At 63.0% G+C, this 15,430-nt stretch carries 17 protein-coding genes; 5 read left to right on the plus strand and 12 right to left on the minus strand.

The genetic code is table 11. From position 1 onward, the window contains the following. Positions 1-32: 32 nt before the first annotated feature. From coxB to BLW71_RS14105, 3 genes are all read right to left on the minus strand, one after another. Positions 33-1,634 (minus strand): cytochrome c oxidase subunit II, encoded by a 1,602-nt coding sequence (gene coxB / locus BLW71_RS14095; protein ID WP_091796861.1) that lies wholly within the window; start codon positions 1,632-1,634, stop codon positions 33-35. A gap of 66 nt (positions 1,635-1,700) precedes the next feature. Beyond that, positions 1,701-2,174, minus strand: a complete 474-nt coding sequence (locus BLW71_RS14100; RefSeq protein ID WP_091796862.1) for a DUF2244 domain-containing protein — start codon at positions 2,172-2,174, stop codon at positions 1,701-1,703. A 313-nt stretch (positions 2,175-2,487) separates the two neighbouring features. Further along, positions 2,488-3,453, minus strand: coding sequence for a methyltransferase domain-containing protein (locus BLW71_RS14105; protein ID WP_091796863.1), 966 nt, complete (start codon positions 3,451-3,453; stop codon positions 2,488-2,490). An 84-nt stretch (positions 3,454-3,537) separates the two neighbouring features. Here BLW71_RS14105 and BLW71_RS14110 point away from each other — a divergent pair, with 84 nt between their 5' ends. Both BLW71_RS14110 and trmL read left to right on the plus strand, forming a co-directional pair. Next, on the plus strand, positions 3,538-4,323 hold the full coding sequence (locus tag BLW71_RS14110; RefSeq protein ID WP_091796864.1) for a ComF family protein: 786 nt from the start codon (positions 3,538-3,540) through the stop codon (positions 4,321-4,323). Between the two features lie 18 nt (positions 4,324-4,341). Continuing rightward, complete coding sequence (gene trmL / locus BLW71_RS14115) at positions 4,342-4,812, plus strand: tRNA (uridine(34)/cytosine(34)/5-carboxymethylaminomethyluridine(34)-2'-O)-methyltransferase TrmL (RefSeq protein ID WP_091796865.1); 471 nt, start codon at positions 4,342-4,344, stop codon at positions 4,810-4,812. Here the strand turns inward: trmL and BLW71_RS14120 are convergent. From BLW71_RS14120 to BLW71_RS14140, 5 genes are all read right to left on the minus strand, one after another. Beyond that, entirely contained in the window at positions 4,785-4,910 is a 126-nt protein-coding gene (locus tag BLW71_RS14120) for a hypothetical protein (RefSeq protein ID WP_286161996.1), read from the minus strand. The genes trmL and BLW71_RS14120 overlap by 28 nt on opposite strands. A 97-nt stretch (positions 4,911-5,007) precedes the next feature. Continuing rightward, positions 5,008-6,006, minus strand: coding sequence for an NAD(P)H-dependent glycerol-3-phosphate dehydrogenase (locus BLW71_RS14125; RefSeq protein WP_091796866.1), 999 nt, complete (start codon positions 6,004-6,006; stop codon positions 5,008-5,010). Between the two features lie 22 nt (positions 6,007-6,028). Continuing rightward, positions 6,029-6,499 carry a protein-export chaperone SecB gene (gene secB / locus BLW71_RS14130; protein ID WP_007179465.1) on the minus strand — a complete coding sequence of 157 codons (471 nt, stop codon included), beginning with the start codon at positions 6,497-6,499 and terminating at the stop codon, positions 6,029-6,031. Between the two features lie 151 nt (positions 6,500-6,650). Beyond that, positions 6,651-6,914, minus strand: coding sequence for a glutaredoxin 3 (gene grxC / locus BLW71_RS14135; RefSeq protein ID WP_007179466.1), 264 nt, complete (start codon positions 6,912-6,914; stop codon positions 6,651-6,653). Beyond that, the gene (locus tag BLW71_RS14140) at positions 6,911-7,336 is read right to left on the minus strand and encodes a rhodanese-like domain-containing protein (RefSeq protein WP_012431601.1); all 426 of its coding nucleotides are present in this window, start codon (positions 7,334-7,336) and stop codon (positions 6,911-6,913) included. Before BLW71_RS14140 ends, grxC begins: the two co-directional genes overlap by 4 nt. Positions 7,337-7,473: 137 nt before the next feature. Between BLW71_RS14140 and gpmA the strand changes: the two genes are divergently transcribed. From gpmA to BLW71_RS14155, 3 genes are all read left to right on the plus strand, one after another. Further along, entirely contained in the window at positions 7,474-8,220 is a 747-nt protein-coding gene (gpmA, locus tag BLW71_RS14145; protein ID WP_091796867.1) for a 2,3-diphosphoglycerate-dependent phosphoglycerate mutase, read from the plus strand. Between the two features lie 342 nt (positions 8,221-8,562). Then, positions 8,563-10,149 carry a S41 family peptidase gene (locus BLW71_RS14150; protein WP_091796868.1) on the plus strand — a complete coding sequence of 529 codons (1,587 nt, stop codon included), beginning with the start codon at positions 8,563-8,565 and terminating at the stop codon, positions 10,147-10,149. A 162-nt stretch (positions 10,150-10,311) separates the two neighbouring features. Further along, the gene (locus BLW71_RS14155; protein WP_091796869.1) at positions 10,312-11,070 is read left to right on the plus strand and encodes a HesA/MoeB/ThiF family protein; all 759 of its coding nucleotides are present in this window, start codon (positions 10,312-10,314) and stop codon (positions 11,068-11,070) included. A 65-nt stretch (positions 11,071-11,135) separates the two neighbouring features. On the opposite strand, the gene ptsP is transcribed toward BLW71_RS14155, so the two are convergent. From ptsP to gshB, 4 genes are all read right to left on the minus strand, one after another. After that, positions 11,136-12,884, minus strand: a complete 1,749-nt coding sequence (gene ptsP / locus BLW71_RS14160; protein WP_091796870.1) for a phosphoenolpyruvate--protein phosphotransferase — start codon at positions 12,882-12,884, stop codon at positions 11,136-11,138. Between the two features lie 294 nt (positions 12,885-13,178). Then, on the minus strand, positions 13,179-13,448 hold the full coding sequence (locus BLW71_RS14165; protein ID WP_007179472.1) for an HPr family phosphocarrier protein: 270 nt from the start codon (positions 13,446-13,448) through the stop codon (positions 13,179-13,181). A 94-nt stretch (positions 13,449-13,542) separates the two neighbouring features. After that, positions 13,543-14,073 carry a PTS sugar transporter subunit IIA gene (locus BLW71_RS14170; protein ID WP_091796871.1) on the minus strand — a complete coding sequence of 177 codons (531 nt, stop codon included), beginning with the start codon at positions 14,071-14,073 and terminating at the stop codon, positions 13,543-13,545. A 340-nt stretch (positions 14,074-14,413) separates the two neighbouring features. Continuing rightward, positions 14,414-15,370: a glutathione synthase gene (gshB, locus tag BLW71_RS14175; protein ID WP_091796872.1), complete on the minus strand. Its 957-nt coding sequence runs from the start codon at positions 15,368-15,370 to the stop codon at positions 14,414-14,416. Positions 15,371-15,430: the final 60 nt, after the last annotated feature.

Below are 15,430 nucleotides of genomic sequence, written 5' to 3' on the forward strand. Positions count from 1 at the left end.
AAGCGAATACTGCGGTGCTGACCATGAACACGTCAGGCAGCCGGGCTGATCTGAACACGCCGGGCTTCTTTCGCGTCGCTGCCGCCCGTGATCGTTTCCGGCTTCTTCAAAATAATATGGTCTTCGGCAATGCCGGCTGCTTTCAACGCGTCGCGCACGGCTTCGGCGCGGCTCTTCGCGAGTTTCGCGTTGAGGTCGGCGGAGCCGGTGGCGTCGGTGAAGCCCGACAGCGTGAATTTCGCGTCCGGATGTGCTTTCGCATAGGCCGCAGCTGCGTCGACCGCCGCTTTCGCGTCGGCCGGCAGCGTGCTCTTGCCGGTGTCGAAGTAGATGCTGGCCGGAAGTGTTGCCGGCGATGCCGCGCTGTCCGCTGCCGCACCCGAGGCGCCCGAAGCCGCCTCAGCGCCGCTCGCAGCCGCGCCTGCGTCGGCCAGATGGTTGCCACCTTCCGGCAGCTTGCCGTTGCGCGCGTCCGCAACCTGCTTCGGCTGGAGAATGTCGCCCGTGTGGTTGCCCCACGAATTACGTTCGTACGTGACGACCGATGCGATTTCGACGTCGTTCAACGTAGGCGCCCACGAAGGCATCGCGTTCTTGCCCTTCAGCACCAGACTGACGTGCTCGGCAATCGCGCCGTTGGCGATCTTGCTGCCGTCGAGCGCCGGGAATGCGCCTACGCCCTTGCCGGTCGGCTGGTGGCAGACCGCGCAGTTCGCCGCGTACACCTTGCCGCCGCGCTCCATCAGCTCGGCCATCGTGTAGGTCTTGTTCGGATCGTCCTGGCCTGCGGCCATTTTCTTCTTCTGGGTGTCGACCCACTTCGCGTAGTCGTCGGCGGACAGCACTTCGACTACCACCGGCATGAACGCGTGCTCCTTGCCGCACAACTCGGTACAGAAGCCCCGGAACGTGCCGACCTTGTCAGCCTTGAACCACGTATCGCGCACGAAACCCGGAATCGCGTCCTGCTTCACGCCGAAGGCCGGCACGTACCAGGAGTGGACCACGTCGTTCGCGGTGGTGATGATGCGGATTTTCTTGTCGACCGGCACGACCAGCGGATTGTCCACTTCCTGCAGGTACGTGGTGGAAATCGGCTGGCGGCCATCGGTTTCCGCACGCGGCGTGGTCAGCGTGGACAGGAAGTTGATGCCCTCGCCCGGGCCCTTCACGTAGTCGTAGCCCCACTTCCACTGATAGCCCGTGACCTTGATGGTGACGTCGGCGTTGGTGGTGTCTTTCATTGCCACGACGGTCTTGGTGGCGGGCAGCGCCATCAACACGACGATGATGAACGGCACGATCGTCCAGATGATTTCGACGGTGGTGCTTTCGTGGAAATTCGATGCCTTGTGGCCTTTCGATTTGCGGTGGGCGAAGATCGAATAGAACATCACGGCGAACACGCCGACGAAAATCACCGTGCAAAGCACCAGCATGAACATGTGGAGGCTGAAGAGCTCCTCAGCGATTTTCGTCGCAGGCGGCTGGAGATTGATCTCGTTGACGGCAGGGCCGCCCGGAACATCGCCCACTGCCAGGGCGGCACCGGCGAAAAGCAGTCCGCTCATCGCCAGCACGCCCATGAGGGCTCGCTTGATTGTTTTCATAGCTTCCTTACCCAAAATTTCCATTCAAACCCTCGACCCCGCTGGCAGGTAACCTCGCGCTCCCCGTGAACGCCGCGCTTCTCAACACGTCTAACAACGTGTGAGCCACATACGCAATTCGCCCGCGAACTGCGCGCGCCGATACTGCGCGAGATGTTGCCCGATCATGATCGTCTGGCCGCGTGAGACCAGTTTGATCCGGTCACGTGGCGTTGCGCCTGCCTCGATCCGCACCCAGCGCGGATTGAACTCGAACTGCGTGAGCTGCTCGGCGCTGACCTGCTCGACCACGAGCCGGTTCTGAAACAGCCGGATGCGCTCGTAGTCCACAGCATGACGCGCATATATGGCAAACGCGATGCCCACCGCCAGCAATTCGACACCGGTGAACGGCAACACCAGCCAGGCGCCGACCAGAACCAGCATGAATGCAATTGCCAACGAGAACAACGCAAGCGACACGTAGAAACAGACGAACTGCCGCGGCGATATCGAACAGTTGCGTTTCATCGTCCAGTCTTTGAGAACCGGTTCTGAATCCGCCAGCAGATCTGATGCTTCCATCGCTGCCTCCCGCCGATTGTCTCCAATCGCCGCCTGCGGCCATTTCTTGCGACCGCTAATCCGGTCACCCGATCACCGCCGCGTCATCTTATCTTGCTGCCCTATGCCTCGGGGCTGCCGCCCCAAATGTGGGAACTCCGGGCGACAAACTGACGCATTATAGGCGCGATCCATAGCATCCACAAGCAAGCGTCAATTGGCCCACAACCCAGGCGTGACAAGCCTCCGCGCCGTTTTGACGCAGCTTTTGCGCGTCTTTTGAAGCGGTAATTTCAGACATAACAGATGTCCTCTTTACCGCCTCACTGATTCCTCAACGATTCCTCGCCGAACCTCGCCCGATGTCCTCGATCCGCACGATCCCATGACCTTCGGCAGTCGTGCGCGGCACGGCTTTCCATGCGTGCCCGTAGATCACCTCGAAGGTCAGCGCGATCGTGCCGTCGGCGCGCCGACGGGCTTCGAGCGCTGCCAGCAAAGCCTTGTGCAGCCTGCGCGCGACGGCGCCCGACGAGGCCTCGCGCTCGAACGGATAGGCGCCCCAGCGGCGCACGTCGGCGAGCAGCGACTCGGGCGACTTATAGGTAATGGTCAGCACTTCCTGGTCCATCACCGGAATCTCGAAACCGCTTTCCACCAGCATGTCGCCCAGGTCGTGCATGTCGACGAAATCGATCACATGCTTGCGCGAGGCAACGCCGTGCGCGGCTTCGACTTCGGCGTAGGCGCCGCGCAACTCCTTGAGCGAGTCGGGGCCGAGCGTGCTGAACATCAAGAGGCCGTTGACCTTCAGCACACGCTGCCACTCGGGAAACACGAGATCGGGCCGCGAGTGCCAATGCAGCGCAAGATTGGACCAGATGAATTCGAAGGCGCCGGCCGCGAACGGCAGCGCCGAAAAGTCGGCTTGCGCGAAGCGCGGCCCGCGGGCGCCGAGCGCTTTGCCGAGCGTGGCCGGCAGAAAGCGCCGCCAGCTCGTGTCACCCGAATCGTGCTGCAGCGCGCGCGTGAGCATGCCGTGCGACAGGTCGGAGCCGAACACCGGCGCCTCGGGAAAGCGCTCGCGCAAAGCAGGGATGTCTTCGCCCATCCCGCAACCGGCGTCGAGCACGCTCGCCGGCGTGACCTTGATGTAGTCGAGACGCTCGCGCATGCGCTGCGCGATTTCGCGCGGCAGGAACGCGACGTCGCCAAAGGTCGCCGCGCGGCGGTCGAAGATCCGCTGGAGGCGCTGGGAATCATAGGCCGGACGGCCTGATTGAGCGGAAGTTGAGGACATGAGTGTCGTACTGGCGTAGAGCCCGAAGTATACTCGCTCGCTCCCCTCCATTCAGTGTGAAAGGCCTTTGCGGGCGGTCCAGCCATGCCACTCCGACCCACTTCGTCATCTTCCGGCGCCCGGTTCGCGCGTTTCGCGCGTGCTGTCAATTCCGCATGGCCGCGGGTGGCGCAGGCTGCGTTGCCGAACCTGTGCGCGTTGTGCGGCAATTTGTCGCACGCGACGCTTTGTGCCGGTTGCGACGAGGCCTACTGGAATGAAGGCCGGTTGCGATGCACTGTCTGCGCGGTACCGTTATCCACCACGCGATCGCCGATCCACGCGCAATACCGGTGTGCGGATTGCATTGGCGAGCCGCCACCGTTCGACGCCACGTTCGCCCTTGCGGACTACCGGGCACCGCTCGACACGCTGGCCGTCGGCCTGAAATTCCGCGCCCGGCTGATGCTGGCGCGCGAGTTCGGGCAACGCCTCGCGCGCCTCGCCCGGGATTCCTGGCAAGAGCTGGTTGAATGGCCCGATGTGGTCACACCCGTGCCGCTTGCCAAAAAACGTCTCATCGAGCGCGGCTACAACCAGGCCTGGCAGATCGCGAGGCCACTGGCTCGCACGCTCAGTGTACGCAGCGACGCAACCCTGCTGCATCGAATGATTCACACCGCACCGCAGTCGCGGCTCGATCTCGCCGCCCGCCGCCTGAACGTAGGCCGCGCCTTCGAGGTCGCCGGATCCGTGCAAGGTCTGCACGTCGGCATTGTCGACGACGTGATGACCACCGGCGCGACACTCGAAGCGCTGGCTCGCACGCTCAAGGCCGCCGGAGCAAGGCGCATCACCAACTTCGTCGCGCTGCGCACGCCGAAAAACTAGTCTCAACCTGAGCTCACCATGTTCAATGTCGTTCTCGTAGAACCGGAAATCCCGCCGAACACCGGCAACGTGATCCGTCTGTGCGCCAACACCGGCGCGCGCCTCCATCTGATCGAACCGCTCGGCTTCCCGCTCGACGATGCCAAGCTGCGCCGCGCCGGTCTCGACTATCACGAGTACGCGCAAATGAACGTGCATGCCGACTGGGCAGCGTTTATCGGCAAGGAATCGCCAGATCCGGCGCGCATGTTCGCCTTCACCACGCGAGGTTCGGGCCGCTTTCACGAGCACGCGTTTCAGTCGGGCGACTGGTTCGTGTTCGGCGCCGAAACGCGCGGCCTGCCCGACTCCGTGCTCGACCAGTTCGCTAACGAGCAGCGCGTACGCCTACCCATGCGGCCGGGCAACCGCAGCCTGAACCTGTCGAATACCGTTGCGGTCGTGGTGTTCGAGGCCTGGCGTCAGACGGGCTTCGAAGGCGGGGCCTGACGGCGCTGCAATTCCGCCTCGTAGCGCGCGAACATGGTGTCGCTGAAACAGGCGAACACCATCCGCTCGTCCAGCGTGCAACGATTGAGACGGAGCATGGCAATCTCGCTGATGCGAAGCGTCGATAAAAACGTGGACAGCGACAGCGGGCAGCCGTTCAGCGCTTTGGCGCGCTAAACGGCTGAAAGACAAGGCTTATTCAGCTTTGGAGTCGCGCCGCAGCAGGGCGCTGACGGCGTCGCGAGGAGCCACGCCGTCGAACAGCACGGCACAGACCGCCTGCGTGATCGGCATGTCGATTGCATGAGCACGGGCGATCGCGAGGACCGCTTGCGCACAACGCACCCCTTCGGCCACATGACCGAGGCCGCCGAGAATATCGTCGAGCGTACGGCCCGCGGCGAGTTGCAGGCCGACCGTACGATTGCGCGACAGATCGCCGGTTGCGGTCAGGATCAGATCGCCCAGACCGGTCAAGCCGGTGAACGTCTCCGCGCGCCCGCCGAGCGTCACGCCGAGGCGCGACATTTCAGCGAGGCCGCGCGTGATCAATGCCGCGCGCGCGTTCAGACCGAGCCCGAGGCCATCGGCAATGCCCGTTGCAATGGCGAGCACGTTTTTCACCGCGCCGCCCACTTCCACGCCGACGACGTCGTCGCCGGTATAGATGCGCATGGCGCCGTGATGGAACGCAGCGACCGTGCGCTCCCGGCACGCCGCCGAAGCACTCGCGATGGTCAACGCGACCGGCAAGCCCTGCGCGACTTCGCGCGCGAAGCTCGGACCGGACAGCACACCGTTGCTGCCATGTTCCGGCAGCTCGGCCGCGACCACCTGATGCGGCATCAACTGCGAATCGGCCTCGAAGCCTTTGCACAGCCACACCACATGCGCCGGCACTTTGCCCGCATCGCGCATGGCCCGAAAGAGACTACGCAGTCCGGCCACGGGCGTTGCCACGACGCATAACGCGTCGCCGGCGAGCGCGTGCTCGAGCGCTGCGTTGAGATCCGCCTCGTAGCGCAGCGCGGGCGGCAAAGCAACGCCCGCCAGATAGCGGGCGTTTTCGTGCGAAGCGCGGAGATCGGCGATGAGCGCGGGCTCACGCGCCCACAATACCGTGTCGTGCCGTACGGCCAGATGGCCGGCAAGGGCGGTGCCCCATGCGCCGGCGCCAAGGACAGCAACCTTCATAGCCGGCACTGCTGGCGACACGTTAGTGCGTGACGCCGTTTTGCGCCGCGCCGTCCTGGCCGCCCATCTGCGCGAGGCGTTGCTCGTACAGTGCCTGGAAGTTGATTTCGGCGAGATGGATCGGCGGGAAACCGGCGCGGGTGATCGCGTCGGCGATGTTCGAGCGCAGGTACGGGAACAGAATGGTCGGGCAAGCAATGCCGACCAGCGGGTCGATCTGCTCAGCCGGAATGTTGCGGATGTCGAAAATGCCGGCTTGCTTGGCTTCGATCAGGAACGCAACCTTGTCCGACACCTTGGCCGTGACCGTACCCGTAACGAGGATTTCGAACACGGTGTCGGCGAGGCGCTCGGCCTTCACGTCGACTTCGACTTCGACCGACGGCATTTCCTGCTCGAGGAAGATGCCCGGCGAATTCGGCTGCTCGAGCGACATGTCCTTCAGGTAGATGCGCTGGATGTTGAAGAACGGCTGGTTATTCTCGTCGGACATGATGAAGTGATTCCCTGATAGGTATGCATGGCGGCGGCCCATGGTTGCATGGGCCGCCAGATCGTTGCGGCGCGCCGCCCGCCCTGATGAGGCGAGACCGCACCGGCTTGGTATTCACCCGCCCTTGGCGCGCACCCGCGGGCGCGCGAATTCAGGCGGTTGCTTCGAGCAGCGGCATCAACCCGCCCGCCCGATCGAGCGCGGAGAGGTCATCGTACCCGCCCACATGCGTCTCGCCGATGAACACTTGCGGCACCGTGCGGCGACCGGTCCGGGTCATCATTTCCTCACGACGGGCCGGGTCTTTGTCGATCAGTACCTTTTCAACGTGCTCGACGCCGCGCGACTTTAAAAGACGTTCGGCCATCTGGCAATACGGGCACACCTGGGTGCTGTACATGATCACTTTGTTCACTTGGCTGCTCCTTGTTTCACAACCGGCATGCCGGCTTTCTGCCAGGCGTCGACACCGCCTTCGAGAACATGGACTTCCGCATACCCTGCATCCTGCACGATACGCGCTGCCTTGTTCGACTGCTGGCCGGTCTGGCAAACCAGCAGCACCGGGTTGCTCTTATTCTTCACGAGTTGCGCGACTTTCGCCTGCAACTCCGCAAATTCAAGGTGCCGGGCCGCGGGCAAATGCCCCTTGGCGTAGTCGGCGGACGGACGAAGGTCGATGACCGCCGCATTGCGCCGGTTGATCAGTTGCGTGGCTTCAGCGGCCGACAGGCCACCGCGGCCGCGCCGGCTGATCGTCGGCCACAGCAGCAACCCACCGGAGATGAGGACGATCGCGATCAGTACAAGGTTTGTGTAATCAGTGAAAAACTTCACGGAAAATCCGCCGAAAAAGAGAGAAATCGAAAAGGGCAATCCAGCCATTATAAAATAACCGTCTGACGCGATGGCGGCGCTCCTCCAGAGGACCCCCGCAACGCTTTACCGCTTCCTCACTACCGACCGGCAATCTCATGTACAAACTCGTTCTCATCCGCCACGGCGAATCGACGTGGAACAAGGAAAACCGCTTCACGGGCTGGGTCGACGTCGACCTCACCGAGCAGGGCAACAGTGAAGCGCAGCAAGCCGGCGTGCTGCTGAAGGAATCGGGCTACACGTTCGACATCGCCTACACGTCGGTGCTCAAGCGCGCGATCCGCACCCTGTGGCACGTGCAGGACAAAATGGATCTGATGTACCTGCCGGTGGTGCATTCGTGGCGTCTGAACGAACGCCACTACGGCGCGTTGTCGGGTCTGAACAAGGCGGAAACGGCCGCCAAATTCGGGGACGAGCAGGTGCTGGTCTGGCGCCGCAGCTACGACACGCCGCCGCCCGCACTCGAGCCGACGGACGAACGCGCGCCCTACAGCGATCCGCGCTATGCCAAGGTGCCGCGCGAGCAGCTGCCGCTCACCGAATGCCTGAAAGACACGGTGGCGCGCGTTCTGCCCCTGTGGAACGAGTCGATTGCGCCGGCGATCAAGTCGGGCCGCAAGGTCGTGATCGCCGCCCACGGCAATTCGATCCGCGCGCTGGTGAAATACCTCGACAATATTTCGGACAACGACATCGTCGGTCTGAATATTCCGAACGGCGTGCCGCTCGTCTATGAGCTCGACGAAAATCTCAAGCCGCTCAAGCACTACTATCTGGGCGATCAGGACGCGATCGCCAAGGCGCAAGCCGCAGTCGCCAAGCAAGGCAAAGCCGGCTGATTCCGCCATCTCGCCGCCATGCTGCCGCCGTCAATACAGCGCAACGGCGGCTACTGGCGGCGATTGGTGACACATGGCGGCTAATGGCCGCGCCGACCGGCAAGACATACCGGTCGGCGCGGCTCGCGCCTGTCACGTCTGTCAAGCGCGCCATTCTCGCGCCATCAATCCGTTACCGCACATTACTTCGGCGTCGCGGGCCGCATCTCACGAACCACGCCCCGCTCGCGCTGTCGAATCACGATTGCCTGCGCTACGCCCTGACTGGGCGGGTGTGCAGTTATACTTGTCCGTCCCCATCTCTATCGACGCTGCCACGCGCTTCCGACCGCAACAGACTCTATGCGAAAGAACCTGAAAAATATCGGCCTGATTGCCGCGGGCCTTGCTACCGGTGTATTTGCCACCCTGCAACTTTCCGCTTCGGCGCAGCAACCGGCCAGCGCAGCGTCCAACGCTGTCGCCCCGCTGCCGCTGGACCAGCTCAGGCTCTTTGCCGAAGTGTTCGGGCAAATCAAGCACGAGTACGTCGAACCCGTCGACGATAAAAAGCTTCTCACCGCCGCCATCAAAGGCATGGTGTCGAGCCTCGACCCGCACTCGTCGTATCTCGACAAGACCGATTACGAGGAACTGCAGGAGCAGACCAAGGGTCGCTTCGCCGGACTCGGTATCGAAATTTCGTCGGAAGACGGCCTGATCAAAGTGATCTCGCCGATCGAAGACACGCCCGCGTTCCGCGCCGGCATCCGTCCGGGCGACCTGATCACGCGTATCAACGACAAGCCCGTGCGCGGCATGACGCTCGACCAGGCGGTCAAGCAGATGCGCGGCGAGCCGGGCACCAAGGTCACGCTCACCATCTTCCGCAAGACCGACGACCGCACCTTCCCGCTCACCGTCACGCGCGCGGTCATCAAGGTCCAGTCGGTCAAGATGAAGATCCTCGCGCCGGGCTACGCCTATGTGCGGATCACGAGCTTCCAGGAACGCACCACGCCTGACCTCGCCGCGAAGCTGCAAGATATCGCGCGTCAGCAGCCGAATCTGAAGGGTCTCGTGCTCGACCTGCGCAACAACGGCGGCGGCCTGCTGCAAAGCGCGGTCGGCGTGGCCGGCGCGTTCCTGCCGCCGAATTCGGTTGTGGTGTCCACCAATGGCCAGATTCCGGATTCGAAGCAGGTCTATCGCGACACCTACGACAACTACCGCCTGCAGTCCTTCGACAGCGATCCGCTGAAGGACGAAGCGCCGATCTTCAAGACCGTGCCGATGATCGTGCTGACTAACGCGTACTCCGCGTCGGCGTCGGAAATCGTCGCAGGCGCGCTGCAGGATCAGCATCGTGCGTTGATCGTCGGCAAGACCACCTTCGGCAAGGGTTCGGTGCAGACCGTGCGACCCATGACGGCGGACACGGCACTGCGTCTGACCACGGCGTACTACTACACGCCGAGTGGCCGTTCGATCCAGAACAAGGGCATCCGTCCTGATATCGCGGTCGATCAATACGCGGAAGGCGATCCGGACGACGCACTCGTGACCCGCGAAGTCGACTACTCGAATCACCTTGCGAACACGCAGGATCCGAACGAGAAGAAGGAAGCGGAACAGCGCGAGCAGGAACGCATGGACCAGTTGCGCCTGCTTGAAGAGCAGAACGACAAGAAGACGCCGGAACAGCGTCAGAAGGATCGTGAGCGCAAGCCGGTGGAATTCGGTTCGACCGACGACTTCATGCTGCAACAGGCGCTGAACAAGCTGGAAGGCAAGCCGGTGCAGGAATCGAAGTCGCTGACCGAGCGTCGTCTCGCGCAGAACAAGCCGGCCACGTCGGCGTCCGCGCCGGTCGCGGTCAAGCCGACGCAACCGGTGCCGGGCGCATCGGGCCCGGCGCCGGCCTCGACGCCTGCTACGCAAAGCAAGTAAGCATCAAAGCGTGTCTTCGCAGCGCAAGCTGCTGCGAAGACACGCTGCCATACCGGGCATCAGCCAGAACACCCGCTCCCCGCGCGATTAAAATAAAGAAACCGCGCACGGCAGACCCTTCGGTCCTGCATCTCAACGCGCGACACACTTACGCGCCCCGCCATGAACGACGATCAACTGCTTCGCTATTCCCGCCACATCCTCGTCGACGAAATCGGCATCGAGGCTCAGCAGCGCTTTATCGACGCTCACGCGATCATCGTCGGCGCGGGTGGCCTGGGTTCGCCGGCCGCGATGTATCTCGCCGCCGCGGGTGTCGGCCGTTTGACGCTGGTTGATGCCGATACGGTCGACCTGACCAATCTGCAGCGCCAGATCCTGCATGTGACCGCATCTATCGGGCGCAAGAAGGTCGAGTCCGGGCGCGAGGCAATCGCGCGGATCAATCCCGAGGTGGTGGTGAATGCGGTGGCCGAGCGCGTGGACGACGCGTGGCTCGACGCACAAGTGCCGCATGCCACGGTCGTGCTCGACTGCACGGATAACTTCGCGACGCGCCATGCGATCAACCGCGCGTGCGTGAAGCACGGCGTGCCGCTCGTGTCGGGCGCGGCGTTGCGCTTCGACGGCCAGATCAGCACCTTCGACTTCCGCGACGAAGCGTCGCCCTGCTATGCGTGTGTGTTTCCCGAAGACCAGCCGTTCGAGGAAGTCGCGTGTTCGACCATGGGTGTGTTCGCGCCGACAGTCGGTATCGTCGGTTCGATGCAGGCCGCCGAGGCGCTCAAGGTGATCGGCGGAATCGGCACGCCGCTGCTCGGCCGCCTGATGATGCTCGATTCGCTGCGCATGGAGTGGAACACGATGCGTATTGCGCGGCAGCCGGATTGCCCGGTATGCGGGCAGACGCACCCGGCTTGATCTGCTGCCGTAAGGCTAAAAAAACGCCGCCCGTGAGGCGGCGTTTCTTATTCGAAGACGTGAACTCAGGCCAGCGACACGCGCTTTAACGCAGCCTGCACTTCTTCGGGTTCGAACGAAGCCAGCACATCGGCCACCGGCTTTTCGAGCGTCTTCAAATGCGCGCGCAGCACTTCCTGCTTGACCACCAGCAGTTGGCTCGGATGCATAGAAAACTCGGTGAGACCCATGCCGAGCAAGAGACGCGTCAACGCCGGGTCGCCGGCCATCTCACCGCACACCGACACGGGCACGCCCGCGCGCTTCGCCTCGCGCAGCGTGAACGCGATCAGGTGCAGCACCGCCGGATGCAGCGGGTCGTACAGATGCGCGACGGAGTTGTCCGCGCGATCGATCGCCAGCGTGTACTGGATCAGATCGTTCGTGCCGATCGACAGGAAATCGAGCCGCTTGAGAAACAGCGGCAAGGCGATGGCGGCGGCCGGAATCTCGATCATCGCGCCGACCTGCACGTTCGGATCGTAGGCCATGCCGGCGTCGTCGAGCTGACGTTTGGCTTCGCGAATCAGGTCGAGCGTCTGATCGATCTCCTGCGCATGCGCGAGCATCGGAATCAGAATTTTCACCGTACCGAACGCAGACGCGCGCAGTATCGCGCGCAACTGCGTGAGAAACATCTGCGGCTCGGAGAGGCTCCAGCGAATCGCTCTCAGACCCAAGGCCGGGTTCGCGGCGGTTTCATAACCATCGCCCCCGCCCATCGAATCGAGCGGCTTGTCGGCGCCCACGTCGATCGTGCGAATCGTGACCGGCAGGCCGTTCATCAATTCGACCGCGCGACGGTACGCGGCGAATTGCTCTTCCTCTTCGGGCAAACGGTCCTTGTGATTCATGAACAGGAATTCGGAGCGGAACAGACCCACGCCCATGGCTCCCGCGTCGAGCGCGGCGCTCGCGTCTTCCGGCAACTCGATATTCGCGCACAACTCGATACGCGTGCCGCACAGCGTTTGAGTGGGCGAAAACTTAAGCCGTTGCAGCTTGCGCTGCTCGAGCGCTTTTTCGCTTTGCCGGTACGAATACTCCTCCAGCACGATCGGCGCGGGATCGACGATCACAATGCCGTGATCACCGTCGACAATGATCAGGTCGTCCTGGCGAATCAACGCGCTCGCGTGCTGCACGCCGACCGCGGCCGGAATACCGAGACTGCGCGCGACGATCGCCGTATGCGACGTGCGGCCGCCCAGATCCGTGACGAAACCCTGAAACGTTTGCGTTTTGAACTGCATCATGTCGGCCGGCGCGATGTCGTGCGCGACTACGATCATCTCGTCGCAGGCGCCGTGCACGCCGTCCACGAGCGCCACCGACGCGCCCGCGAGCGCCTTCAGCACGCGCTCCACCACCTGTTCGATGTCGGCTTTGCGCTCGCGCAGGTACTCGTCTTCGATATCGTCGAAATGGCGCGACAGGCGCTCGAGTTGTTCGGTCAGCGCCCATTCCACGTTGTAGCGGCGCGTGCGGATCAGGTCGATGGTTTCCTGCACGAGCATCGCATCGTTCAGGATCATTGAATGAACGTTGATAAACGCGCCCATCTCGCTGGGTGCGTCGACGGCGAGATCGGCGCGCAACGCGTCGAGCTCGTGATGCACGTGTTGCTGGGCCGCGCGAAAGCGCTCCACCTCACCTTCGATCTGGGCGGGCTCGATCAGATAGTGGTCTACGTCGAGTGCAGCCGGGGCGATCAGATAAGCCCGCCCGATGGCGATACCGCGTGACACGGGAATTCCATGCAGCGTGAAGGACACGCGCACCTCCTCTAGTTGTGTGATGCCGCGGCAAACCGCTGCAATGCTCTCAGACACTCTGCGCCATTATAAATTCCGCGCCCTTCGCCGGTATGTCGGGCCTGTGTGCAGCGCAGCACGAATTACCGTAAGCGAGCTGCCAACGAGCCTTCATCTGACTCGCGTTCCAGCAACGTGAACCGTATGCGAATGTCGATGTGCGGGCCTCACGCGCTTTCGCCCGACCATTGTCACGCGCTAAAAAAAACGCCGCGGACAGCCGCGGCGTTTGCGCATATCGCAACGTGGAGGTGCTCACTGACCCTCGCCGAATTTATCGGCAATCAGTTTCAGCAATGCGTCCATCGCTTCTTTTTCGTCAGCGCCTTCTGTTTCGATCAGCACCGTGCTGCCGATGCCCGCGGCCAGCATCATCACGCCCATAATGCTCTTGGCATTGATACGGCGGCCGTTACGGCTCATCCAGATTTCCGCCTGGTAGTTGCCTGCGAGTTGCGTCAACTTGGCCGACGCGCGCGCGTGCAGCCCCAGCTTGTTCACGATAGTCGTTTCCTGTTGCAGCATGTGATGGTCCGAAGCGCGGGTAAGTGTGGTTATGAAAGGTGAATCCGCAAACCAGTGGCATTGCGGGCGAAAACCCGGCAACCGGGCGATCCGCTTACAAGCCGGCTGAGTCGGCTTTTTGCGTCAGATCGGCGTCGACCGGCAAGGCCGGCAAACACGCGCCGCCGGATGCCGCATCGGGCGGCAGTGCGGGCAAACAGTCGCCGGACTCCGCGGTGGGCGCGACGGGTGCCGGCGTGGCCGGTCCGATGGCGTGCACGCCCTTGGTGGCGCCGGCGAGTGCCTTGTCGACCAACGTGTCGAGCGGTGTGGCGCGATAACAGACCGCGCGCACCAGCATCGGCAGGTTGACGCCGCACAGCACGCGCACATCCGGTATTGAAGCGAGCCGGCCGGCGATATTCGCCGGCGTGGCGCCAAACATATCCGTGAGGACGAGCGCGCCGTTTTCTTCCTTGAGACGTTCGATCTCCGCGTGCGCGAATGCAACCTGCTGCGCGGGATCGCAATCCGGCGATACGTCGATCACGCCGATGCGCGCCGGCAAGCCACCATAGATGTGCGAAATGCAATCGCGCAACGCGGTGGCGAACGGAGCGTGCGCAATGATCAGAATGCCTGCCATGTCAGCCTTACTGCGAAAGAACGGCCCCAACCGTGGACCGGGACGAAGCCCGGTTCGTCAGCGCCCTCGACCGGCCGTGGGCCATGAGGGCCGGAACGCGTGAATCGACGAGCGCCCCGCCGCGCGGCACCGAGCCGGCGCTAGCGAAAACCTGCCCGCTCATTGCCCGCGATCCATCTCCATGACACCGTCGAGGTGCCATCGAAACGGCTTGGCGCGCGAGAGCGGGCATTGTATCAGGCTCATTTTCGCGCCAAAGCCGGCGTGCTGCCTGATGCGGATTTAATACACAGTTTGGGGATCATGGCGGCCATTCAAGAGCGCAAATCGGCCCAGATCATCAACCTGCCGCCCGCTCCAATGCGTCGATGAACATGGCGGCGACGTCGAAACCGGTCTGATCCATGATCTCGCGGAAACATGTCGGGCTGGTCACATTCACTTCGGTCAGCCAGTCGCCGATCGCGTCCAGCCCGACCAGCAGCAGACCGCGCGCGGCGAGCACCGGCGCCAGCGTATCGGCGATCTTGCGGTCGTGCTCGGTCAGCGGACGCGCTACCCCAAGGCCGCCGGCCGCGAGGTTGCCGCGCACTTCATTACCCTGAGGAATACGGGCCAGCGAATAAGGCACGGCTTCGCCACCGATCAGCAAAATACGCTTGTCGCCCTCCTTGATTTCGGGAATGAATTTCTGCGCCATCACCGAACGCGCGCCGTCGTGACTCAGCATTTCGATGATCGAGCCGAGGTTCATGCCGTCGGCTTTCACGCGGAACACGCCCATGCCGCCCATGCCGTCGAGCGGCTTCAGGATCACGTCGCCATGTTCCTCGTGGAAGGCACGTAAGCGGGTCGCGTCGCGCGTGACCAGCGTAGGCGTGACGAACTGCGCGAATTCGCCGATGGAGAGTTTTTCCGAGTGGTCGCGAATCGATTGCGGCTTGTTGAAAATGCGCGCGCCGGCGCGTTCGGCCATTTCCAGCAGCCAGGTCGACGTGACATATTCCATGTCGAATGGCGGGTCTTTGCGCATCACCACCGCGCTGAATGTCTTGAGCGCGCGCGGCGTGGCGGCTTCCGCGTCGTACCAGACGTCGCGATGAAGATCGGCGCCGTCGCCGACAATCGCCACGCGCTGCACGTTCGCCTCGACGTCGCCGCCCGTCCACGCCAGATGCTTAGGCTCGCACGTGTAGACCACATGACCGCGGCGCGCCGCCTCGGCCATCATCGCGTAGGTCGAATCTTTGTAGATCTTGAATTGCGAGAGCGGGTCGGCGATGAAAAGAATGTCCATGAAGGTCCTGGTGCGCCCTGATGGGCTTGGCGTTGATCGTAAATATAGTCGTTGAAAATG

The sequence above is a fragment of the Burkholderia sp. WP9 genome (assembly GCF_900104795.1).
Taxonomy (GTDB): Bacteria; Pseudomonadota; Gammaproteobacteria; order Burkholderiales; family Burkholderiaceae; genus Paraburkholderia.